The sequence below is a fragment of the Spartinivicinus marinus genome, assembly GCF_026309355.1.
GTDB lineage: Bacteria > Pseudomonadota > Gammaproteobacteria > Pseudomonadales > Zooshikellaceae > Spartinivicinus > Spartinivicinus marinus.
Genome location: NZ_JAPJZK010000001.1, coordinates 4,900,743 through 4,925,070 on the forward strand (window position 1 = coordinate 4,900,743; position 24,328 = coordinate 4,925,070).

Annotated in this window: 18 protein-coding genes; 7 read left to right on the forward strand and 11 right to left on the reverse strand. The window is 40.5% G+C overall.

Annotated elements, in window-relative coordinates; translation table 11 throughout:
- Positions 1-87: 87 nt before the first annotated feature.
- The 3 genes from OQE68_RS22010 to OQE68_RS22020 all read right to left on the reverse strand — a co-directional run bounded on the left by OQE68_RS22010 (position 88) and on the right by OQE68_RS22020 (position 3,412).
- Positions 88-1,416 (reverse strand): M57 family metalloprotease, encoded by a 1,329-nt coding sequence (locus tag OQE68_RS22010; RefSeq protein WP_180567575.1) that lies wholly within the window; start codon positions 1,414-1,416, stop codon positions 88-90.
- Positions 1,417-1,468: 52 nt separating this feature from the next.
- Positions 1,469-2,149 carry a protease inhibitor BamI-like protein gene (locus tag OQE68_RS22015; protein ID WP_180567574.1) on the reverse strand — a complete coding sequence of 227 codons (681 nt, stop codon included), beginning with the start codon at positions 2,147-2,149 and terminating at the stop codon, positions 1,469-1,471.
- Between the two features lie 411 nt (positions 2,150-2,560).
- On the reverse strand, positions 2,561-3,412 hold the full coding sequence (locus OQE68_RS22020) for a LysR family transcriptional regulator (RefSeq protein ID WP_180567573.1): 852 nt from the start codon (positions 3,410-3,412) through the stop codon (positions 2,561-2,563).
- A 153-nt stretch (positions 3,413-3,565) separates the two neighbouring features.
- On the opposite strand from OQE68_RS22020, the gene OQE68_RS22025 reads away from it, so the two are divergent.
- From OQE68_RS22025 to OQE68_RS22045, 5 genes are all read left to right on the forward strand, one after another.
- Complete coding sequence (locus tag OQE68_RS22025) at positions 3,566-4,747, forward strand: acyl-CoA dehydrogenase (RefSeq protein ID WP_180567572.1); 1,182 nt, start codon at positions 3,566-3,568, stop codon at positions 4,745-4,747.
- Between the two features lie 127 nt (positions 4,748-4,874).
- Positions 4,875-7,130 carry a dehydrogenase E1 component subunit alpha/beta gene (locus OQE68_RS22030; protein WP_180567571.1) on the forward strand — a complete coding sequence of 752 codons (2,256 nt, stop codon included), beginning with the start codon at positions 4,875-4,877 and terminating at the stop codon, positions 7,128-7,130.
- 3 nt (positions 7,131-7,133) lie between these two features.
- The gene (locus OQE68_RS22035; protein ID WP_180567570.1) at positions 7,134-8,183 is read left to right on the forward strand and encodes an ACP S-malonyltransferase; all 1,050 of its coding nucleotides are present in this window, start codon (positions 7,134-7,136) and stop codon (positions 8,181-8,183) included.
- A gap of 84 nt (positions 8,184-8,267) precedes the next feature.
- Entirely contained in the window at positions 8,268-9,026 is a 759-nt protein-coding gene (locus OQE68_RS22040; RefSeq protein WP_180567569.1) for a peptide deformylase, read from the forward strand.
- A 377-nt stretch (positions 9,027-9,403) separates the two neighbouring features.
- Positions 9,404-11,908 carry a hypothetical protein gene (locus OQE68_RS22045; RefSeq protein ID WP_180567568.1) on the forward strand — a complete coding sequence of 835 codons (2,505 nt, stop codon included), beginning with the start codon at positions 9,404-9,406 and terminating at the stop codon, positions 11,906-11,908.
- Between the two features lie 155 nt (positions 11,909-12,063).
- On the opposite strand, the gene OQE68_RS22050 is transcribed toward OQE68_RS22045, so the two are convergent.
- Together OQE68_RS22050 and OQE68_RS22055 are read right to left on the reverse strand one after the other, a co-directional pair.
- Positions 12,064-12,309: a GlsB/YeaQ/YmgE family stress response membrane protein gene (locus OQE68_RS22050; RefSeq protein ID WP_180567567.1), complete on the reverse strand. Its 246-nt coding sequence runs from the start codon at positions 12,307-12,309 to the stop codon at positions 12,064-12,066.
- A 169-nt stretch (positions 12,310-12,478) separates the two neighbouring features.
- A complete protein-coding gene (locus tag OQE68_RS22055; protein ID WP_180567566.1) occupies positions 12,479-13,753 on the reverse strand; it encodes a phosphatidylinositol-specific phospholipase C domain-containing protein in 1,275 nt (424 codons plus the stop codon).
- A gap of 407 nt (positions 13,754-14,160) precedes the next feature.
- Here OQE68_RS22055 and OQE68_RS22060 point away from each other — a divergent pair, with 407 nt between their 5' ends.
- Together OQE68_RS22060 and OQE68_RS22065 are read left to right on the forward strand one after the other, a co-directional pair.
- On the forward strand, positions 14,161-15,726 hold the full coding sequence (locus tag OQE68_RS22060) for an OprD family outer membrane porin (RefSeq protein ID WP_180567565.1): 1,566 nt from the start codon (positions 14,161-14,163) through the stop codon (positions 15,724-15,726).
- A 91-nt stretch (positions 15,727-15,817) separates the two neighbouring features.
- Positions 15,818-17,215, forward strand: a complete 1,398-nt coding sequence (locus OQE68_RS22065; protein ID WP_180567564.1) for a diguanylate cyclase — start codon at positions 15,818-15,820, stop codon at positions 17,213-17,215.
- Between the two features lie 231 nt (positions 17,216-17,446).
- Here the strand turns inward: OQE68_RS22065 and OQE68_RS22070 are convergent, their stop codons facing one another.
- The 6 genes from OQE68_RS22070 to OQE68_RS22095 are packed head-to-tail and all read right to left on the reverse strand — an operon-like array spanning position 17,447 to position 24,090.
- Complete coding sequence (locus OQE68_RS22070; RefSeq protein WP_180567563.1) at positions 17,447-18,784, reverse strand: DUF58 domain-containing protein; 1,338 nt, start codon at positions 18,782-18,784, stop codon at positions 17,447-17,449.
- Positions 18,781-19,758, reverse strand: coding sequence for an AAA family ATPase (locus OQE68_RS22075; protein WP_180567562.1), 978 nt, complete (start codon positions 19,756-19,758; stop codon positions 18,781-18,783). Before OQE68_RS22075 ends, OQE68_RS22070 begins: the two co-directional genes overlap by 4 nt.
- Positions 19,755-20,969: a DUF4350 domain-containing protein gene (locus OQE68_RS22080; RefSeq protein WP_180567561.1), complete on the reverse strand. Its 1,215-nt coding sequence runs from the start codon at positions 20,967-20,969 to the stop codon at positions 19,755-19,757. The genes OQE68_RS22075 and OQE68_RS22080 overlap by 4 nt, the downstream gene beginning before the upstream one ends.
- Positions 20,962-22,455: a DUF4129 domain-containing protein gene (locus OQE68_RS22085; RefSeq protein WP_180567560.1), complete on the reverse strand. Its 1,494-nt coding sequence runs from the start codon at positions 22,453-22,455 to the stop codon at positions 20,962-20,964. Before OQE68_RS22085 ends, OQE68_RS22080 begins: the two co-directional genes overlap by 8 nt.
- Entirely contained in the window at positions 22,445-23,407 is a 963-nt protein-coding gene (locus OQE68_RS22090; protein WP_180567559.1) for a stage II sporulation protein M, read from the reverse strand. The genes OQE68_RS22085 and OQE68_RS22090 overlap by 11 nt, the downstream gene beginning before the upstream one ends.
- Positions 23,404-24,090, reverse strand: a complete 687-nt coding sequence (locus OQE68_RS22095; RefSeq protein WP_180567558.1) for an RDD family protein — start codon at positions 24,088-24,090, stop codon at positions 23,404-23,406. The genes OQE68_RS22090 and OQE68_RS22095 overlap by 4 nt, the downstream gene beginning before the upstream one ends.
- Between the last annotated feature and the right edge of the window lie 238 nt (positions 24,091-24,328).

Genomic DNA, 24,328 nt, shown 5'->3' on the forward strand with positions numbered 1-24,328 from the left:
AAAAAAGCATCAAGATATAACAGTGCTGCATTACAGATAATAAAAAAGGTGCTTAAAAAGCACCTTTTTTATTGAGGGATGTGTGAACTATCGCTGGGCTAGTCGTACATTGTCAACAAAGTAGCTTGAGCCGGGAGCGTAAAGATACAGTTCAGCACGTTTAACCTGGCCTTTAGCTATATTGATTTGATTGTTGATTGTGGTCCAACGCCAGCTAGGCACATTATAGTTAATCACTTGAATCCAGTCAGTTTTATTATTGTCATAGACAACGTAAAGGTATGCATGAACAGGTTTATTTTCGAAAATCCATGCATCCAGACTGATATCGTATGAGTTTCCACCTTTTATCGTTTCAGTGACATTTTTATAAGCCCCTGCCCAATAGTGGTTAGCCTGTTGAACATAAAGAACGTTATTATTTCGGTTTCGATGGTCTGAGCCTAAATTAATATTACTGTAGATAGACTTCCAACCGTGATTAACATTACTGAAGTCAGAAACCATGTTTAACTTTACTGGTTTTATTGGTTGGGTTGGCTCAGTGGGAGTGGTCGTCCTAGTTGTTATAGTCGTTTTGGTTGTCGTCTCTGTTACACGAGTTGGTCTATAGCTTAAAATTTGACTACTCATTTGATTAAGCGCCCCAGCGGCATCAGCCATACCCGCTTGACCACAAGCTCGTTGAGTACCTAGTTGACCACCACAAATATTTTTTCTTGGGTTAGAAAATATTGGCTGAACACTATTCCAGGGTGCGCCATAAGCAGATGGATAAGCCATTGGGGTATGGAAGTTATTATATTCACCATAGCCACGACTGTATTTAAATGTTCCCCAGTGATTGGTAGGGAAACTATATCCTTGTTGATCATCCTGAGGTATAGAATGTCTTAACCCCATATTATGACCTGTTTCGTGCGCAACAATATAATCATAACAGTTAACAGCTGACAGGTTAAAACCAGAATTGCCTTTAGCTGCCCAGTAATTAAGGCCTCCATTTTTTCCTGAAGCTATCCAGCCTAAACCACAAGATTGTCTGGGTGGGTTTTTATATACGACAGAAACAATATCAGCACCATATTTATCTCTTAATTGGCTGACTCTGTCATCGTTGGTGACAGCTCTTAAATTAGCATCGTAGGCACCATTAAGGTCACCTAACCAATTAACTGACTGGCTGTGTACCACGCGAGCACGGAAATCGACATTACTGTTTTTTAAGGTCCGATTAAAATATTCAATAAAAATATTTACCCGAGCATTAATATCACGGCCCTCAATCGTCTGTAAGGCTTCTGGCGTATACAGAATTAACATATCTAAATTTTTAGGGGCTGCATTTGCGGATAATGCAATACCTGTAAAGGCAAGGCCTAGTCCGATTTTTTTCGCTTGATTGCTAATTGACATTTAATGAGTCCTCTTAGTAGTCACTGTCATTAAAAATAATTATTAAAAGCTTTTATGAAGCATTTGAAATAGGGGCTTGTTTTAAGCCTGGTGGGAAAGGTATTTGTTTTTCTTGCTGGTGATGCTCTAAGCCATCTTTGCCATCAATAAATTGCAGTTTGGCTCGGTCTCTATCATCAATAATTTTGGTTTCACCCGTTTGGTTATCAACAACCACGGTGTAAGTTGTGTTGGCTGTGATGACGGTCATATGAGTATCCAGTTTACCTTTAACAATGGTTACCCCTTGAGTTGTACCTGGCACATCACCAGAAACAATATCTAAATCGCCATAGCCTTTACGCGCTTCTGACAAGGTGACTGAAAAGTCACTATCCTGTTCAGGGAGTGGTAAACGGAGGGTTTGTCCTGTTGTTAAATTGGCAAAATACTGGGGGGGAGTACTGGTTTTGAAGTAGCTTAAGCCATCTTCATTTAGAGTTGATTCCCATTCATTTGCTTGCCAAGGGATTGATGAATCAGTGGGTTGGGTTGACTGTGGATTAGCTTTTATTTGAGCGGGTTGACGCTTTTCCAATGCAGACTGAGCCGGCGCTGCTGTCGCTATGATTTGGTCAGCGCTAGTAGCTTGTTGCTGTGCGGGCATTTCTTTTTTTGTAAATGGACCTGCCATTAAAACCGCAACAAGTACCCCACCTGCTAAGCAACCTAAAGCCATTAATTTTTTCTGCATTTGAAGCGCCCTCCTTACAAACTTTACAATTAAGCTTTCTGGGTGCTTTTTATACACGTGTTTACTTAATATTTTTTTGGAGTTGGTCACATAAGTTGGGCAACTTTTGTATCGTTTGGCTATAAACTCGTTCGTTATTATTATTTAAACATGTAATTTAATTTTTATATGTGATTTTTTCTATATTTTTCAATGCACTAGGATGCTATTTGAATTGTTGATATTATTAATTGATGAAACTAATAAAGAGGTTTTTTAATTAGCATAATCACTTTTAGTGATTGAAATAAAAAAAACTATAAATTATAAAAATAAAACAGCTGACATATTAGAGTGGTTTTGGGTAACCTCTATCAACTAAGGTTTCAGGTATAAAGCTAATAGTAAGAACACCTACAGCGAAGGGAATATTTAGTGGTTTGAGGAGCGATAACATTGTTTACAGCGATCAACTAATACTTTTAGTGGGCCTTCAAGGAGAGCATGCTCCCGATAAGCAAGGACAATTTGATGGCTAATGTTTAGCTCAGCTAAAGGCAATAATACAATGTCAGCTCTATTCTGCGTGTTCTCCCAGTCAGGGACAAACGCCGCTCCAACCCCTGCACTAACCAACGCTAATGCATATTCGATGGTGCGAATATGGGCCCTGTTATTCAAATAAATATTTTGTTGAGCTAAGGCTTGTTTTAATTTTGTGAGGGCATCACAAGGGTGTCGGTTAATAAAAGGTAACCCAGCCAGGTCAGTAAAGTGAATGGCTGTTTGACTTGATAATGGGTGGTTAACAGGTAATGCAATCATATAGCGATCCTGCCAAATTGGTTGAGCACACTCATCCTGGCTGATTAAGGTGCTATCGATAATTCGTGCATCACAGGGTTCTTCCGGATTAACTAGGGTGAGTTCTAAAGCATCCACAGCACTGGTGAGTTCTTTCAATAGCTTACTCATTCGATCAGCCCCTAGTGATCGCATTAATCCGAGCCGAAAGGGAATGGGGGAAGGTTCACTAGCGAATGTGTGTTGAATGGTTTTAGCATCATTGGTTAGCCGCTTGGCCATAGGGTAAAGGCGGTGACCTTCTTCTGTGGGCTCAACGCCTTTGGGGTGTCGCTGAAAAAGCAGGGTATTTAGAGACCCTTCAAGCTGGTGAATCGCGGCAGAAATAGACGGTTGTGCAACAAAGCAAGCCCTTGCTGCGGCACTGATGCAGCGTAACTCATATACCGCAATAAAATAATTAAGGGAACGCAGATCCATAGCTTTTACCTATACCCCACAAAGTTAAACAGTATTTTAAACCAATAGTAAAACATCGTAAGCTGGCTTTAAACGACAATTGGGTGCTAGCAACCCAAGATAGGAAATTACTATAGTAGGAAATTATTCTGTATAAGAAGGTAGTCATTCATAATGGATAAACATAAACCTGCCTTTAATTGGCAAGATCCTTTTTTACTTGATGAACAGTTAACTGAAGAAGAACGGATGGTCAGGCAAACGGCGTTTGATTATGCACAAAACCGTTTGATGTCGCGAGTGCAGCAAGCTAACCGTAATGAAGTGTTCGACCGGGATATTTTATTTGAACTGGGAGGGCTGGGTTTATTAGGTTCTACTTTACCAGCGGAATACGGCTGTGCGGGTGTTAATCATGTGTGTTATGGATTGACTGCGAGAGAAATTGAACGGGTTGATAGTGGCTATCGCTCTGCCATGAGTGTGCAGTCTTCATTGGTGATGCACCCTATTTATACTTACGGTAGTGAAACCCAACGCAAGAAGTATTTACCAAAATTAGCCACAGGGGAATGGGTAGGGTGCTTTGGTTTAACTGAGCCAGACTCGGGCTCAGATCCTGCCAGTATGCGGACAAAAGCTGAGAAAGTAGTGGATGGTTATCGCCTTAATGGCAGTAAAATGTGGATTACTAATTCCCCAATCGCTGATGTATTTATTGTGTGGGCAAAACTGGATGGTGAAGTACGTGGCTTTATTTTAGAAAAAGATATGCCTGGATTATCGGCTCCAAAAATAGAAGGTAAGTTTTCTTTACGGGCGTCCATTACGGGTGAAATAGTGATGGAAGACGTAGTGGTGCCTGACGAACAACTGTTGCCTAATGTAAAAGGTATTAAAGGTCCCTTTGGTTGTTTAAATAAAGCGCGCTATGGGATTGCTTGGGGCGCATTAGGTGCTGCCGAGTTTTGTTGGTTTCAAGCACGTCAGTATACCTTAGATCGTAAACAGTTTGGTCGACCATTGGCAGCTAATCAGCTCATTCAATTAAAGTTGGCTAATATGCAAACAGAAATTAGTTTGGGTATACAAGGTTGCTTAAGAGCTGGTCGATTAATGGACGACAACCGATGTCCACCAGAATTAATTTCCTTATTAAAGCGTAACTCTTGTGGTAAAGCATTAGAGATAGCCCGTATAGCGAGAGATATGCACGGTGGTAATGGTATTTCTGATGAGTTCCATGTCATCCGACATGTAATGAATTTAGAGGCAGTCAATACTTACGAAGGAACCCATGATATTCATGCGTTAATATTGGGTAGGGCACAGACTGGGATTCAAGCGTTTTGTTAGTTTCTTACGACAATCTTTAAAGGACATGGGATAAAAGAATACAACTAATAAACCCTTAGAAAATGCCCTATTACTAAAAAGCGAATAAAAATAATAAAACTAGAGTTGTGCACTGTGAGGAAGGGTGATGAGAAATCGTGCTGAGGTCATTGACGAAAATTTTATTCAGCGGGTACAGCAGGGTCATTGGCCTTATTGGTCAGAGAGAGCACCGTTAGCCAATACCCACTTGACTCCTCAACAATTAGTGGAGTTATTTGAGAGTCAGTTGCTAAGCCGTCACCTCGACTTAGAAGCCAGACGCATGCAAAAGCGTGGTGAGGCATTTTATACCATCGGTAGTACCGGACATGAAGGAATGGCAGCGGTAGCAGCTGCTTTTGAATATACAGATATGGCTTTTCTGCATTATCGTGATGCAGCTTTTTTTATTCAGCGCTCAAAACAGCTTCCAGGGCAAACCCCTTTATACGACATGTTATTAAGTTTTGCTGCTTCCAGTGATGACCCCATTGCGGGTGGCAGACATAAAGTATTAGGCTCAAAAAGATTATTTATCCCTCCTCAAACCAGTACCATTGCCTCCCATTTACCCAAAGCGGTGGGCACGGCTTATAGTGTCCCTTTAGCAAAACGAATTGGGTGTGGAGAGTTACCTCAAGATAGCCTAGTGGTTTGTAGCTTTGGTGATGCATCATTAAATCACTCCACAGCGCAAGGCGCATTAAATACTGCCGCTTGGACAAGCTATCAGCAAGTGCCGCTACCTATTGTTTTTGTGTGTGAAGACAATGGTATTGGTATTTCCACCCCAACTCCAAAAGGGTGGGTTGCTCAAACCATTCAGGCCAGAGAAGACATTATTTATTTAAGCTGTAATGGATTGGATTTAATTGATACTTATCAAACAGCCCAACAGGCAGTACTAATTGCAAGAAAACAACGTAAACCGGTCTTTTTGCACTTTCGTTGTGTGCGGCTATTAGGTCATGCAGGCTCTGATGCGGAAACCGCTTATTTAAATCGTGCTCAAATCATTGCCCAGGAGTCAATGGACCCTTTACTATTTAGTGCTTGCTTACTAGTTGAAGAAGGCATTTTGAGCGCAGGACAAGTTATAGACCTTTACCAATGGACTGCAGATCGGGTTGGTGCAGTGGCTAAGGAAGTAGCAACTAAGTCTTATTTAAGCGATCCCAATACAGTGGTTGCATCATTAATTCCACCTCAAAGAGAGTCTGTTACAACAGATGATGTTAATGAAAAGGATCGTAGCCAAGCATTTGCCAGAGATAAGCTCCAATTGGAGAAACCTCAACATTTAGCCAAACTATTAAACTGGGCGTTAGTGGACTTAATGCTGAAATACCAGAATATTGTTTTAGCTGGTGAGGACATTGGCCCTAAAGGGGGAGTCTATAATGTTACCAGTAAACTGGTAGAAAAGTTTGGTGCTCACAGGATCATTAATACTTTGTTGGATGAGCAAAGTATTTTAGGTTTAGCGATTGGCCTAGCTCATAATGGTTTTATTCCTATCCCTGAAATTCAGTTTTTAGCCTATATCCATAATGCTGAAGACCAAATTCGTGGTGAAGCATCGACATTAAGCTTTTTCTCTCAGGGGCAATATACCAACCCAATGGTGATCCGGATTCCTGGTTTAGGTTACCAAAAAGGTTTTGGTGGACATTTTCACAACGATAATTCATTTGCTGTATTTCGAGATATTCCTGGGGTTATTATTGCCTGTCCATCTAATGGCGCTGATGCGGTGGGCCTGTTGAGAGAGTGCGTAAGACTGGCTGCTGAAGAACAACGGATTGTGGTGTTTATTGAACCCATTGCTTTGTATATGACCAGAGATTTACACGAGCCAGGGGATGAGCAATGGTTATCTACTTATCCAGAGCCAGGTAAACAACCAATCGGTTGTGGTGAAATTGGTCAATATGGTAATGGTACGGATTTATGCATCATTACTTATGGCAATGGGTATTATCTAAGTCGTCAGGCAGCAAAACAGCTTACTGAGCAATGTGGAATTAGCTTACGAGTAGTAGATTTGCGTTGGCTAGCACCATTAAATCACAAAGCTATTCTCGAAGCAGCTGCGCCTTGTCAGTCAGTATTAATAGTGGACGAGTGTCGACAAACCGGTTCAATTAGCGAAGCCTTGATGACGTTATTTATGGAACAGATGACGAAGATGGGTGATTTTTATAAACCGATTAAGCGACTCACTGCTACGGACAGTTTTATTCCTATTGGTCGAGCGGCCAGTTGTACCTTACCGAGCAAAGTGTCGATTATTCAAGCAGCACTTGACGTAGTCAATCAGTCAGGTGGGAAAAACTCACTATACGACATAAAGCAAGCCTAAAAGATGATGAAACCAAAACAAAGAGCACTTGTCGTATGCCCAGGACGGGGTACCTACAATAAAACCGAACTGGGTTATTTACAACGTTATCATCGTCAACAACAGTCGTGGCTTAGTCAGGCTGATAATTACCGAGCGAAGCAACAGCAAGTCACGCTCACTGAATTAGATAGTGCAGCGGAATATTCCTTAAAGCAGCATAGTGCAGGTGATAATGCGTCATCATTGATTTATGCATGCGCTTATTGTGATTTTTTAACCATTGATCAGGACCAATTTGAGATTGTTGCTGTTACAGGGAACTCCATGGGTTGGTACATTAGTCTGGCGGTTGCGGCAGCTATGGAGTCAATATCTGCATTAACGCTGATTAATACCATGGGTAATTTAATGCATCAGTCGTTAATTGGTGGGCAGGTAATTTATCCTTTAGTTGATGCAAACTGGCAGCCAATTGAGGGGAGACGTGCACATTTACTGGAAATGATGGCTGCTATTAACCAACAAACTGATTGTGAGTTAACTATATCCATTGAGTTGGGTGGAATGTTGGTGTTTGGTGGTAATGAGTTAGCCTTAAAGCAATTAACAGAAGCCTTGCCTCTAGAACAAGGGCGTTTTCCTATGCGGCTGTTTAACCATGCTGCATTTCATACCCCGCTGCAACAAGTGATATCTTTACAAGCCAAGCAACTATTAACCCAAGATTTATTTCAACAGCCGCACTTGCCCTTAGTTGATGGTAGAGGAAAGCTATGGTCACCTTATAGTACTGATCTTGCCTTACTATGGAATTATACTTTGGGCTGCCAAGTGACAGAGACTTATGACTTTACCAAAGCCATTCAAGTGGGGGTGAAAGAGTTCGCCCCTGATAAAGTGATTATTCTAGGCCCTGGTACTACATTGGGTGGAGCGGTGGCCCAATCATTAATTGCTATTAATTGGCTAGGCTGGCAAGCTAAGGAAGATTTTATTGAAAGACAAAAAACCGATCCTTTTATAATATCGATGGGATTGGAAGAGCAACGGTCGTTGATTGCTCCTCAATAATAATTCCTGTATTCATACAATAATCTGGCTATGAAAGCTGATGGGTATGGAGTAATAGGGTATTATGTAACGCAAGTGAGTAACATGAAAGTAAGTAGTCAATTATTAGCAATACGACAAGTGGGTGATCCTATCCTGCATCAGTCACTTAAACCAGCTGATTTATCTAATCTTTCAGCAATATCAGCTATGATTTCCATCATGAAAGAAAGTTTGAATGGCGGGGTAGGGGTTGCTTGTAATCAATGTTCTGCAATCGAGCAGCCAGTGCAAATCATGATTATAGGGACGGACGACGAGCAATTAAGACAACAAGCTATAGAGCGCTACCCTGGTGAAACCATTCCTCATATCACTGTGATGATTAATCCAAACATTACCTCAGTCAGCCAGGAAACCTATTATCCTGTTTCTGGTGAAGGCTGTTTGAGTGTATTTGGTCCTATAAGAGGAAAAGTTAAGCGGCATCGCTTGGTTACGATTGACTATTGGGATGAGCAGGGTAACCAACATAAAGAGGAATGCGAAGGCTTTTTTGCACATATCGTACAACATGAAATGGACCATTTGCAGGGAGTCACCTTTGTTGAAAGAATTTTTGCTGATTGCACAACAGAGCAGTGTCAGGAACTACTCAGTTATATAGATCAAGAACTTATACGACGAGAGCAGTTAGGGCTTGATATCACTGAAATAGAAGTGGGACCGGCACCCCTAGTATTTGAACGTAATGATAATGGAGGTGTTATTTTTGAGTCAGAGCATTTTCGAAAGGCTTTAACAGAATTAATGACGCCTACGATTATTGGGCTTCATAAGGTGCTCAATAATATTTACTTTTAATTAGTCAACTTATGACTATACCTATAAAGCTTATCTGATTTTTAACTAAGAAACCTAAATATTTAAAACTAATCACTAAAGATACTGTGCTATGTCTTTAGTGATAATCAATCACTCTAGCCTGAATATTTCAAATATTGACTGATTTTAGTGGTCTGCTGAAATGGTCTGGCGTGCATCAACAATAAATATAAATTAATGTTAGCCCAAACATAAAACAGTTACTTTAACTAATATATCCAGTTTCTTGAGTCAGTATCAATTGGAAACCTAAAAATACTAATGATAGGGATTTTTTGCTAGAGGTATACCATTCACGATTTATTTTTGGGGAGATAACTTATCAAAGTAACAGTTTGTGGATGAGGATCATCGTCATGTACTCAACTACTGTGTCTGTAAACAATACTGTTCATCAGCCTGCTGCTAACTATGTTAGTAAATCAGTTGCGTTTATACGCAACGGACGTCTTATCAAAGTACTCAATAATGTTGAGTCAAACTCAGAAAAACCTGCTAAATGTTTTACTTTTTTTAAACATTGTCTAAATAGGCATCAGCATGAGTCTTCATCAGTTATTATTCCTTTTAAGATGCATAATGAACGAGGAGAATGGTTGCGTGACAGTGTTGTAAAAATACTGCAGTTGTTCCAAAAAAAAGTAGCTGAGTTGAATAAACAAAAATGTCTAACTACAAAAGGGGTCAGTTCGCAACTAGACCAATTATCAGATCAATTAAATCAACAGTCTGAATTTGTCTTAAATGAAACGGAGGTGAAAAGTGTTTATCAGCAGCTAAAAAGCTTAGCGGATATGCTGCCTAAAACAAGTGACTTACAAGAATTGGCAGACTTATTAGCGGTGCAGACAAAATTGCAAAGCTTGGCTGTTGCTAGAGAATCACTCAAGCAACAACTTTATCAGCAGTTGACACAATTAGAGCAGCCAGGGGCCAGTAGCAAATTTCAAGTACAGTTACGCTTGTCAGTAGGAGCAGGCTTACCTGGGTTGGACTTACTTGAAGGCAGTGTAACCATTAAAGCAATGTTTGAGGTATTAACAGATGATGATACTGGTATTTTTGAAATTCGTTCTGCTGGCTTAAAGCTGAGCTTGGCGGGAGGTGATAAACTAATTGTTGAAGGTGAAGCAGCTGTTCAGGCTAGCTCTGGCACTATCTATAGTGATGAGTCGTTGTTAGCGTTTGTTGATCGACAGGTGGATTCAATAATAGGAGCTTTATTTACTGCTGCAACCAGTAAGAGTATTGGTCATTTAGTAGATTGGAAACGTAACCAAACCTATGTGGAGTTGCAACAGCAGGCGCTTGCCAGTCAACATCGGTTAAATAACTTATTGCTTAAGCAAGGGTTACCTGCTCAAGTAGCTCCAGCATTGGGTAAAATAAAAAAAATGCCGCTAAAAATGAAATTATTTACTGGCAAGATGGCTGCTGGTGTTAACCTGTTCAGGCGAATATTTAAAGGTGAAATATCAAAAAATGTATTTAATGCCGATATTGCTAAGCGGCAGCTATTGATTGATAGCCTGCAACAAGACTCACTGCGGTTATTTCGTTATGATTCGCGCTATTATTCTAAAAGTATTGATGACTTGACCCAACTAGCCATCCAGCAGGCTGATAAACCCTTGCTGGCTAGAACAAAGCAGGTATTAGATGGATTATTTGCAGAATACCAACATTATAGTGACTTGGCCCAGTTTTGTGATTATGCGCGTGCTAATCCAAAAAAAATTCCATCGAGTACATTAGAGCAAGCAAAACAAGTTAAAGCCTCTATTGAGTTGCAGAGAGGAGCCAAAGGCCGGGTTGAATATTTAAAAACAGTGTCTATATCTTATATAGCGTTGTTGCAATTATACATAGCTAGTTGTCCAGTAGAGCAACAGGAAGCATATAAGCAACACTATCAAACCTTTGATAAACAACTAAGACAACCTATATTTTATATCCCAGAAAGTGCAATGGCTGAACAACTTAGCTTTTCGACACGTAGTCAGTTGTTACGTAATGCCTTTGGTGGCACATTAACGCTTGAGTTGCCATCAGAAAATGTTGGCTTAAGTCTAAGCGCTACCTATACTCATACTGAAAAGCACCCAAACTACTATCGCCAAGGTGAGTTTTTAGACTTAAGGATTAGCTTAGATAATCAGTTTAATGTTGAGGATATTTTATCGTTGATTGATTCTGAAAAAACAACATTTAATGGATTGGATGCTATATTAGTAAATAATGATGCTGAGGCAGGTGTTACTCAACAAAATATCATCTCACAGTTAAGACAAACCTTAAGTCATGTATTTGATATGGGATTAGAACTGGGAGCAAGTCTTGAGTGTCGCTTTAAAAAATCAGCGAAAAAACATTGGAATTTGCAGTTTGTAAGAATAAAAACCCAATTTGGCCGGGCAGCGATGATGCCAGGTTTAGGGGTATATATTGCGCCTACAGTGAAGGCAGCAGTTAGTGCAAAAGCAGCAGAGACCCAAACTGTTGTTAGGCAAGAGTGGTTGGGGAGTGATACCTTAAGCTATCTGTTGCCTATTTATAATGCCTTAAATAGCACCGAGCAGACCGAGCGCTGGCAGCTATTTACGAAACAGCATGAGAAAGAATTTAAAAAAATATTTATTGCTATCGCAACAATCGGCTCATCAGTAAGAGCTGAAGTGGATAAACTCCTGGAAAAAATCAATAATCCTGAATTAGGCACTAATTTATTCGCGGCTATAGATGGGTTTAAGAAAAATGCGACAGCCAATAATTACCAGGAAGCTTTAACAGTATTTAACGAATTTTTGTCTCATCAAAGAGAAGTTCATTTTAAGTTGAGTGAAAAAGTATGGCATGATTGACCTGGCTGATATCATCATACAAAACCAACGGCTTACATTAGTTTTTTAGTTAGAATTGTCCTAAAGAGTATAGAGTTTACAGATAGGTTGAGAAAGCTACTTTAAAAGCTAAGGGTGTAAATAATTCTACACCATTAGCTTTTAAAAAAATCAATTTATTTAATCAGTCGATACAAGTATAACAAGAGGAATGCACCGCCAGTGGCAATTAAAATACCTTGTAAGCTAAATGAGTTGACTCCACCAAAGCCAAATAAACTAGCAACATAGCCGCCCACCAAAGCACCTGCAACACCTAATAAAGTGGTAATGATAAAGCCGCCGCCATCACGTCCAGGCATAATCCACTTGGCCAAAATACCTGCAATCAGCCCTAATACAATCCAAGCTAAAATTCCCATATTAAATCTCCCCATGTTTTGAGAGACTAAACTATACGCAACCTAAAATGAGTTTAGGTATTTTAACTGATGATTTTAGATCTGTATCACTTTAAAGGGTGCTTGCAAATCACAATATTTTTGGTAATCAGTGCTTTTATTTTGTGCGTTAATCACTAGGCTGAAGCTGTTATTTATTAATTAAACTAGTAGGGTAATCTCCAGGTAACCATTTCCCCTGACCATTTTTGTCATGGTAATTAATCCATACGGCTTTTCCTGAAGTTTCTTTTAATAACTGTAAATTTTGATAGCCACTTCTGGGAACATCAAATTGAAAATGAGTACCAAACGCTGCTATACATCTAGCCGTTCCTGTTGACCAGGGACCTGTATAGGGGGTTACTTGCCACTCGTTAGTTTGCCTATTACGACAACTGTAGGCGTAATGGCTGCTACAAGCTTCAGCATTAAAACGTCCATTACTACCTTGAACAACGCAGTGTTTTCCGGCTGAACTAGTTTTTGGCTCATTTTCTGCCCAGCTCCATACAGCGGCTTTCATACGTGAATCAAGCTCAACTAATGGTTCAGCACCCACTAAACCAAGCCCACAAGATACGGCGTCATGCATAACTTGTGGGGTAATAGCTGGTGGTGGGTTGCCAAAGTGACGGGTAAGCCAGGTAGCATCTTCATAAATTCGAATCAGTTGGTTAGCAACGGCTGCTGCTGAAAATCGTTTGGTTGTACATTTGGGGTAACCACTAAAACTACCATTCTCGGTTGGCCAATGGTCTTTAAATACTGTAGTACTCCAGGCAGTTGTAGCACAATTGCCGCCGATTAAAATGACTTGTTTAGCTTGTTGTAAAATAGTTTGTTTAGTGATTGTTTGGGGAAGCTGCCGACAGCTATTAGGTCGATAGATTAGGTCACCAATAAACTGATTAAGCACTGCTAAAGCTTCAGGGTAATGGCCATCTAGGTGATCTTCCAGGTAAATCATTAATAGTTGATCACGATGAGCGGGTTTTCTTAACCAACTGTTTATTTCTTTTATAGTGGCTTCAAAGCGCCGATCAAAAATACTGCAACCAGTGTGCTTGTTAGTACCATGGCACAACAAAATTTCTTTTTTGGCACGAGTACCTAACGTCCAGTGAATATCTAATTCGATAGCGCGAATGCCATAATCTAGCTGTTGCCTGATGCTTAATTGATGATTTGGGTCCCAGTAACTACCTAGAGTGGTGTAAGCTTTTGAGTTATAACTATTATGGGTATATAAAAAAGTACTGCGACCTAAAGGCTCGCTAATATCTAGCTTAATCTGCAATTGAATAGCTCGGTTAAGCCAGCTTTGTGGGGAACTATTCGCTGAAGCTATTGTGGTATATAACAGAATAAACAATAAAGGGATAAAAAGTCGTATATTGGTTAACAAGGCAATAATTAAACGCATTTTGTAAAATCCTTTTTTTATTTTAATTGGTTCCATAATCAGGCTAGCTCAAATATTTCAACAGAGCACCACAATCTTGCATCTGGTTCTGTGTAATCACGATTAATAGCTTTTCTACAACGGTAGCTGCTTAGTGTGGATTTAATAGGTTTGCTGAAGTAGCACCAAAAAACTGTGAACTTATAACTTTAAATTTCAAAGGAAATAAATAAAAATACGACAAGAAGCTCATTAACTACTCCCAATAAATGAAGGGAAACTGAACTTTCCATGGAGGTCATCAATGTATTGTGAGATAAATTAAGCCAGTTTCCTTTTATTTCCTACCAGTTAGCCCAACAAACTCACCAGATCCCAGGATCTGGGGGTGGTTATTTGCTGTTATAAACGTTGTAGTGGTTGTTGTAATGCATTCTAATGTAGTCTTCGTAAGGTATTTACCCATTATTACTGTAGTAGCTTTATCAAGTTGCTTGATAAGTAGCATTTGTAATGGAGTAGAAAAAAGCAATGGCCCTGTAACAATGCGTTACAACAATTTGTTTGTTAATAGCAGCTCTGCACAACGCAGTGAGGTATTTGACTTAGATGAATGGGTGCATGGTTTAGAGTTAGACTTTAAATCCGATTACTATTTTGGCTTTATTGGTTTTGACTTTACTATGGGAAGTGCGTCTTATGTGACTGGCAACAATAATAGTAATGGTGCTAATAATACGGGAGACGCTCATGGCTTTATCGCCAATCAGCAGCAGGCAGGTGAAGGTGCAGCTGCGGAAGGTTTTATAGAACAGCCAGTACCGAATGAGCGAGAGTTTGTATTCTCGTCTTTTAGTTATGAGCAGCTTGAGGCAAAAAGTAAGGAAATGCAAGACTGTATGTCGGATCCTGGTAGCCAAGAGCCACAAGTTTGTCAAATAGAAATGCCGCTTTTAGAAACAGAAGAGATTGATTATTTGCGTCAGCCCCAGCTTAATAGTGACAGTAGCGGTAGTTTATCGGCAATATCACAAGCTTATACTAAATTACGTTTTGGTGATGATTCCTTTTATATCGGTTTAAACTACGGTTTGCAAAATATAGATATCGCCACCTTTTCAACGGCAAACGCTAATGTGACTGCCAGCTCTATCTTTGGTGCTTTAATTACCGCTAACTGGAAAAATGCACGGGTGTATTTGACCCGTTTTAATCAATATCATAATCGCCGTTCCAGCCAATTGTTGAGTGATTTAGAAAGCTATGACCGGCAAAGCAAAATTGACCATATTGATATCCTAGGGCTGAATTATCAGTTAGCGCCGGGGTTAAACGGGCAGCTTGAATATGGTCGAGCGGATAATCAATTAACAAAGTATTTTGCTAAACTGTTTTATATCACTGAACTCAACAGCAAAGTGGCACTATCAATAGATGCCCGGTATGGACAAGCCCAGGGCAAAAATGGGTTTGGCTATTATGATTGGCTATCTTTTAATAATGCCCAAATGTTTACCTATGTACGTTTTGAAGATTACCAAAGTCGTTATGTTAATTTAACTGGTGCTTTACATACCCGACACGGCAAACTTTATGTAGGTTATAACAAAACTTATGATGCGGATTGGGCAGGTGGCTATTTCTATGATGATGAAGGTACCTTTAACTCAACTCTGGCATTGCACAAAAACTTTAATCATAAAAATGAAGGAGCCTGGGTTTTGGGGTTTGACTATGACTTTGCGGGGGCTGCTTTACCTGGCTTAACTTTAAGTATGCACTATGCTCGTGGTTCTCGCCCTGATGAGATGTTATTAATTGAAAATGATGAGAAAAATGTTGCAACCGAATTAGGAGGCTATCTGTCATATACTATCCAGACAGGATTGTTAGAAGGGTTTGGTTTTGGCTGGTATTTTGCCAATCACAAGGGCTTTGAAAACAGTGAGCGGGTCAATCGATTTTTAGTGACCTATGATCTCGTTGCATTTTAATCATATTGACTAATTTGATTAGCGAAACAGGGGCGGGATATACTACAGTTTACGATAAAGCTGCTATTTAGAGATGTAGGATTGGCTTTTGATGAAACGGCGCCTGAGTAGTTTCTTTGAAACAGGTATAAATTTCTTTATAAACCATACTTTAATGGTTTTGATCATTGCTTTTACTTTAGCAACAATTATTATTTTATGGCATCTGGAACGGCTAGCGAACAAGCAAATTGAGTCGACTGCCTTGGATAATGCTCAGTCTTACTCCCAAGCCCTTGCCGAATTTCGTACGTTATATACATCTGAAGTAGTGGCCGTTGCACAGTCACATGGTATCGAAGTAAGCCATGATTATAAAACTAAAACAGGGGCAATTCCGCTTCCAGCTACGTTAAGTATGTTGTTGGGAAACCGCCTTGGGGGAAAACAAAGTGGTGTAAAAAGCCGACTTTATAGTAAATATCCTTTTCCCTGGCGTGAAATATCTGGGGGGTTAAATGATAATTTTGCTCAAACCGCCTGGAAAACATTACAGCAAAGCCCCCAACAGTCTTATTACCGCTTTGAAGATGTCGATGGCCGAGCCGCTTTGCGTTATGCCACCGCAGACGTAATGCGTCCGGGTTGTATTAGCTGTCACAACGCCCATCCTGATAGTCCCAAACATAACTGGCGAGTTGGAGAAGTCAGGGGAGTATTGGAGGTTATTATTCCAATAGAAACCCATATGTTACTGACTAATAGTATGCTAAGGCAGTCATTTATTCTGATTAGTAGTATTTTAATGTTCTGCCTTATCTGTATTACGTTAGCGCTCCGTAAATTAAGGCTGCGGAACCATGAAGCAAATACTTATGCTGCCGCTATTGCCGAGACCAATAAGAAACTTGAAGCAGAAATTGCAACTCGTAAGCAAGCTGAAACAGAGTTACGGCGTTTATCATTGATCGATCCATTGACTGAGTTAAGTAACCGTCGTTATTTTGATGAGGTTTTTAAGCAGGAGTGGAAGCGGGCCGTTCGTCATCAACAAAATTTAGCCGTTATTATGATCGATATCGATTATTTTAAACTATACAACGACCATTATGGCCATCAAGCAGGAGATCAGTGTATTCGGTTGGTGGCTAAAGCCCTCAATGTCTTAACTGTACGTGAAACAGACACCATTGCACGCTATGGTGGTGAAGAGTTTGTGGTGATATTACCTGGAACGGATAAAACGGGGGCACTAAAAGTAGCTGAAGCCATGCGAGAAGGCGTTGAAAATTTGCATATTCATCATGAATTTGCGTTGACAGGTGATCGGGTAACCATTAGTGCAGGCATTGCCAGTGCTTTACCTTTAGTGAGTATGAGTCATGTTGATCTATTAAGGGAGGCTGACCAAGCGTTATATCAAGCTAAACAGGCAGGGCGAAATTGTGTTAAAGCAAGAAATGGCTCTGTAGTGATGCTGGGAGCAGGTAAGCCAAAGCCAACAAGATGAAGTGGTTAAAACTAATAAAAAATTGTCTGTTGGGTATATTCGTTGGATTTATAATAACTACTGAGGCGTTGCCTGAAGAAAAACTTTTACTGGTTACACAGGACTTTCCCCCCTTACAGTAAGGCATATATCATAAAATTAGACAGCAATTTACTGATCAATCAACAGCATACCAACCACTTAATACAGTTTGTCCCTAATCTACTTAATGTTGTTAGCCTTTATACTCCTCTATAATCTGCCACTGCGTTTAATATCTAGATAACGGTTCACTAACCGAGCCATCATTTCTTGCGGTGTGCAATCAAGAATTAATGCACCTTCTGCTACTAATTTATCAACGGTAGCGTTGCGTTCAGTTAAATACTGAAATGCACCTAAATATCGTAAAGCAGCAGGGAAATCACTGATTGGCTGGTGGCTAACCTGTTGTATAGCGGTTTCTTGTAAGTTAACCAGTAATACCAAATGTTTTCGCCGTAATAATTTGATAGCGGCTATTAAGTCCTCTGTATCCTCATCACGTAGGTTAGTGACTAATACCACTAATGCGCGTTTACGCTGCCTAGTCATTAAATCTTCGGCAGCGGCAATATAGTCGGTTGGTTGTACATCGGGATATAAATCATAAAAATTATTAAGTAGCATATTAATGTTGCCAGTACCTTTAATCCCTGGTACCCAGCGGTTATTCTGGCCAAAGCTCATCATACCTACCACATCCCCTTGTTTAAGTGCTACTAAAGCAAGTAATAACAGGGAGTTTAACGCATGATCAAAGTGGGTCAGTTGGCCATCCTGAATGCGCATTCGCTTACCACTATCCAGCAATATCAATATTTGTTGGTCACGCTCATCCTGGTACTCTTTTGATATAAGCGACATCCGTCGTGCAGTAGCTTTCCAATCGACTTGGCGTAATGGATCTCCAGGTCGATATTCCCTCAGCTGATGAAAGTCCATACCTTCTCCACGGCGCTGCTGTTTACGAATACCCAACTGAGAAGTGTGGTGGCTGTTAGCCAGCAGGTTATAGCCTGTCACTGTGGCAAAGTTTGGATACACTTTAACTTCTGTAGTAACAGGGTAAATAAACTGCATAGCCCATAATCCTAGCTGCGAACGAACTCTAACTTCTACCTGGGTAAACAGGGCTGGCCCTCGTTGATGAGGTGTAACTTCATAGTGGCCTATGGAAAATTTACCTGGCTGTAATTCAAGTGCTAGTGGTAACCCTTTAACGTTAAATTGATTAGGTGCATGATCATAGAGTTCGATCTGTTGACGCAGCGGTAGCTGGTGATGCACCTGGACTGCTACTTGGACTGAATTAGAAAGGGCTAAATTATGAGGCAGTTGTCGGGTAATTGTTAGCGATGGCGCCTGTGTAGATAATATTAAATCAGCTAAAGCTAACAGGCCAATGATTAATAACCCAGCCAGTAATAGCTGAGCAAGCCAAGGTAAAACATTAGGCCACAACTGTTGGATAAAGGCCTGGACCAGGCCTAGGCCAGTGAATAGGACGAGTATATACAGTAATGGCTGGCTAGGCTTAAACTGTCTCATTGTCGCGGTGCATCCACTTGCACAAGTAACTCTTGCAGCGCTTGGTCAGCGGTCACCCCTTCTAGCTCACGGTCGGCGCTTAGTAATACTCTATGACGAAGAATAGGTAGAGCCAGAGTTTTGATGTCATCTGGAGTAATAAAATATCTCCCACTTAATAATGCATTGGCTTTTGCTGCCTGAACAATAAATAAACTGGCCCTTGGTCCAGCCCCTCTTGCAATACCCGGCCAGTCACGGGTAGTACGAACGATACGTACCGCATAATCCAATACACTGGTATCTGTAGTGACTTGGTTAGTCATTTGTTGCAAATTAATCACTGCTTGTGCTGATAAGATAGGTTTGACTTGTGCCAGATAGTCTTCTTTAGAAGGAGCTGATAACTGAGTCACCATTGCTAACTCTTGGTCTGCGGCAGGATAATTAATAAATACCTTCATCATAAACCGATCAAGTTCAGCTTCTGGTAATGGATAAGTCCCTTCTTGTTCAATAGGGTTTTGAGTTGCTAACACCATAAAAGGTGCTGATACTGCAAATGAGTCTCCTTCAATGGTAACTTGTTTTTCTTGCATGACTTCCAATAAAGCTGCTTGAGTTTTCGCTGGAGCACGGTTGATTTCATCTGCTAATAATAAATTGGTAAATACGGGGCCTTTACGAATTTCAAATTCTCTGGATTGCATATTAAACAGTGCATGGCCAGTAATATCAGTGGGCATTAAATCAGGCGTGAATTGAATCCGACTAAAATGGCCATTAAATGTTTTGGCTAGTGAGCGGACTAATAATGTTTTTCCTAAACCTGGGACCCCTTCAATTAAAATATGACCACCTGCTAGCAGCCCAATTAATACTTGATTAATAACCTCCGGCTGGCCAATAACCACCTTATTCAATTGTTGTTGAATTTGTTGGGTTAGCTCATAGGCTTTGGTTTGTTCCAGTGTGGCGTTAGGTGTTTGTGTCATAAACCGTTCCTAATTTGTTGTAACCCTTTTAACAGTTGGGTAAATTCAACTTCTTTACGAGTGACTGGAGAAAATAAACTGTGCTCTATCAAGGCATAAGCTAAATGTGAGTCTTTTGCGATGCGTTTAATTTGCTCTGACTGACTCAGCTGCTTAAAGCCTGGGTGTTTTTCTGCCAATTGGAAGAGGATCGTTTTTCTTAAATTGTCCACTTGTTCTTCAATCTGTTGCTGTTGCCAGCATAGCCTACTGGCTGCTTCAATATGTTCAATAATCTGTCTTATTTCATAGGGTTGATAGTGTTTGATAGGGCCAAATCGAACGCCTTTATTCCATAGCCAAGCTACCAACCATAAAATACATCCAAGAATAAAATAAGGTGCCCACTGCCACAGTTTGGCAAATAACGAGTCACTATCTTGATTTTTAAATAGTGTTAAATTGCCTTTTGGGTCAATCAACTGAGTGAGTAAAAAGGCATTATCTTCACAGCTGATATAAGGGTTACGCCATAATTTAAGGCTACCCATGAAGCTGATTAAGCCATCTCCATGTTGAAATTGCACCATCCTCACAAAGTTATCAGTGGATTCAGTCGCAACCCAGCCATAGGCATCATCCAGTGGGGCGCTTAACCGTTGGTCGTTAGAAAAATCAATCGTGAGTGGCTTGCTGCGACCTTTAATCTTTATTTCGCCTAATAAGCTGTAACCACGACAGTTTTTTCTCGGTTTCTCTGTGCTTTGATCTAACCTCGCGGTTAAAGACTGTAGACGTTCTTCAAGATCTTCATCCACGGCCTCATCTTCAATAACAGTGACATTAAACTGGCTGAAAATGACGTCTTTTTTATCGGACAAGTTATGAATAAACGGGTTGTGTGCTTCCATAATTAAATGGCCACCCGCCTCAACCCATTTTAACAATCGCTCAGCTCGTTGTTTATCTAATGATCCATAAGCCTGAGAGAGAATAACAGTGCCATAACCTGAAACCTTATCAATACCTGCTAACCCTTGTTTAACGGTTGCTGTTATATTCTGCTTTGCCAGAAACTGTTGTAGTGCTAAGTAGTGGTTCTGTTTGGCTGCTTTTGAATAACCCAGGTCAATGTTGCGTTCTTGCCATTCAATACGGCTATATAGCCAGCCAGCTACTGCAACCAACAGTAATAAAATAATGGCCAGTATGATTTGGGTTGACCTAGCCATTAACTACTCCTGTATTGAGTTGTTGCCAACGTTGACACAATGCGTTAACCGTAGACTCAGTAGGAAGCTGATGGGCATACGCTAGTTGTAGCCATACGTTAGTAAGCTCTTGTAGATATCCGCTGAGTGTTGTATTTGCTAAAGGTCTAGTTTTATGAATGCAGTCTCCCTCGGTATCTCCTGTCGTGATTGGTATTTGATAATCATTAATTAACTGGCTGAGTAAAGCACGATACAATAAACCAATTGCTTCTCGATGTTGCTGTTTTTGCCATAAATTCATGACTGAGGTAGGGATGTCGTTTGGAAGCGACTCAGCGCTTACATCTAAGCCAAACAAAGTAGAGGGTAGGCTATCAGGCTTCGTCTTTGTTTTATCTGTTGGTTTTGCAAAGGCTAATAGCCAATGGCGGTATCGGAATGTAACTAATAAGATAAGAGCAATGACTACACTCCATAACATTACCTCAAGAAAAGGAGCGATATTTACTGCTAAATCAGCCAAAAAGCCTGACTCTTTATCCTCACCATCCTCTAATTCCATATCATCAAATAACCAATTCCAGTCGATATTTAATTTAGGAAACTTGGTTTTTTCAAATTGATGAAAGTCCTCTCCATTTAATACTTCTTCAATGGTTGTTTTTGCTGCTTCTGGCGTTTGAAACGTTTCTGCATAGACAGCTTGAGTTGGATTTAAGCTGCTGAATATCAAACCTGAAATGAATATCAAGGAAGCAGCTTTGTTAAGAGAGGTTGCTGACCGTTTAAAACGGGCGGCCATTTGGCGGAAAATTAGCTCAATATCCCAAGCTTCTAGTATGATACGGCGGTTGAGGTAAAGAAAAAAACCACTGGCCACATAAAAAGGAGCTACCAGCAGCATACTAAAATAATACAGCACACTACCAAGCCAGGTCATTTCAAGTAAACCAATGACTTCATCAAATTCACTGACGTTTGGTAGTATATAAATCACTATCATAAAGGCACTTAAAGAAATCAGTGACTCTAGATGTACTCCAAGAATCGTAAGCCAGAAGGCAGGTGAGGTGTGACCACGATGTAAAATAGACAAACGCGATTGATATTGTTTACCTTTTAATCCTTCCAGCTGAATAACAGGTAAGTTAAACGAGCGAGAAGGTGACAGCCGTCGCCAGGTAATGGCTGCAAATGCCTGGCGCCAAACAATGGCTTTAAATCCTGTTAATGTCTGACGAGTTGTTGGTGTGGATTGAAAGACTGCCTGGCTAAGTACGACCAGAATAACCCTTTCCCAAAGTGGTTTCAGCCACCAGATAAGCAAACTGTTAATACCAGTATTTGGCCAGATTGCTTCAAGTAACAAGTAAATAGGCAGAGTGATCAAGAAGCATAGCTTGACTAGCCGCCAATACAGTTGCCGTGTAAATTGAAGCCCTAAATCAGCTGCTTCCCACGACTGGCGTGGGCGAGCAGTAAAAGCAATGCGTTCAAGTTGCATAACCTTTCCCTCCTTGGGTCAGGTAGCCAGCAACCACTAACCAAAATAACCCACCGACAATGTATTTAATGGTGGGTGTTAATAGCGTTGAAGAAGACCAAAATGCTTCAACAAAGGCTGCAATAACCAGCAAAAAAGCAGCACCTAAGAGTAACTGGACGGCGACTTTGGTACTTTGTTTTAACGCATCTAGGCGAGACAGGTTACCGGGTGCTAATAGGCTGTAGCCCATTTTTATGCCTGCTGCTCCAGCAATGGTGATAGCGGTTAGCTCAAAAGCACCATGGCCTACCACAAAAGGAAAGAATGTGCTTTGGTAGCCCACATTGACGATATGGCTGGCAAAGGCTCCAAAGAAAACCCCATTAAAAAGCAGAAAAAATAGGCTACCGATGGTAAATAAAATCCCACCTGCAAACGTTTTAAAGGCAATACCTACATTATTCCAGATATAAAAACCAAACATAAAGATATCAGTATCTGACTGTCTTTCTCGGCCTAAATGGCGCAGGGCAGGGTCATACATACTTTCATATTCAGTCACCTGGTGTGGGTTCATGATGGTATAAACAATATTAGGATCCCACTGAATCGCTAAAAAAATAACCAAGCCAGGTAGATAAAAGAGTGCGGTTGCTAACCAGAAAAAGCGCCAGTTTTCACGTAATAAAGCTGGAAACTTGAGCACAATAAACTGAATGCTGTTATAAAGGAATTGTGTTCTGCGATTATACAACTGTTGATGACCACGTAATACCATACTTTCCAGTTGAGCTTGTAGCTGGGGACTGTAGGTTCGGGCTTTGGCTAATGCCAGATAATGGCAAATACGTCGATAGTGACTGGCAAACTGGACTACAGAAGGTGACTGGCGTTTTTCCAGCTGCTCAAGTAATGCTTCAAATGCTTGCCAATCATGCTGATATCGGTTTTCAAACGTTTCTTGCTTCATTGACGCCCAAGGATTCCATTGGCAACTCTTAGTAGGGTATTAACAGCTGCTTGATCCCTATCTTGAGTGATAGGAGTCAGCAAGTTGGCTAGCTCTTGTTGGCGAGCTTCGGACAAGGTATTACAGCGCTCAGAAAACTGGATAATTGCTTGTTGCTGTTGCCAGTTTAATGGTGCAGGAAAAGGTTGACTACCTTCAATTCGGCTTTCTGCAAACTGTGGGGAGGGACTGTCGTATACCACGAGTGTGCCCGCAGCTAGATCACCTAAGCGCTGAAACCGACGATTACTCATCATACAAAGCACGCCTAATATATAAAAAGAAGGCAAAAAGTCAGCAACTCGTAGTAAATTACGAACAACTGAACTAGAAAAGCAGATAGGAGTGCCATCGTCATGAATCACTCGTAAATTAAAAGATTTTTTACCTGGGGTAACGCCATGACGAAAGATGTCAAAAAAAACGGGATAAAACCATTCAAACAAAAACATTGCAATCAAGCCAATACCACTACCAATGTCACCAAAAAATTGTAAAACCAAAAACACTGCAAATACGATGGCATAGCGAATAATAGCATCGATTAAAAATGCCAGAATTCTTACCCCTGGCCCTGCTGGGGTAAGTGGTAAAGAAATACCCTCAGGAGTTTCTATGACTATTTGTGAATCCAGCCGTTGCATGATCTACCTGAATTTTATAAAGATAAACTCGCTAATTGTAACACAATCGTCTTATAGGCGTTAATATTCTGTGATTGCAGCTGATGTAGGGCTAAGTCAGTACAACACATGCAGAGTAGCATCACATTCACTTACTTTAGATGAGCTTTAAGGGTACCTCTAATAATTGTTTATGGCCTCTGCACAAACTGACGGGGTCTTGCGCAAGGCGGCTTGCGATGTGTAAGGTTAGTTGTCT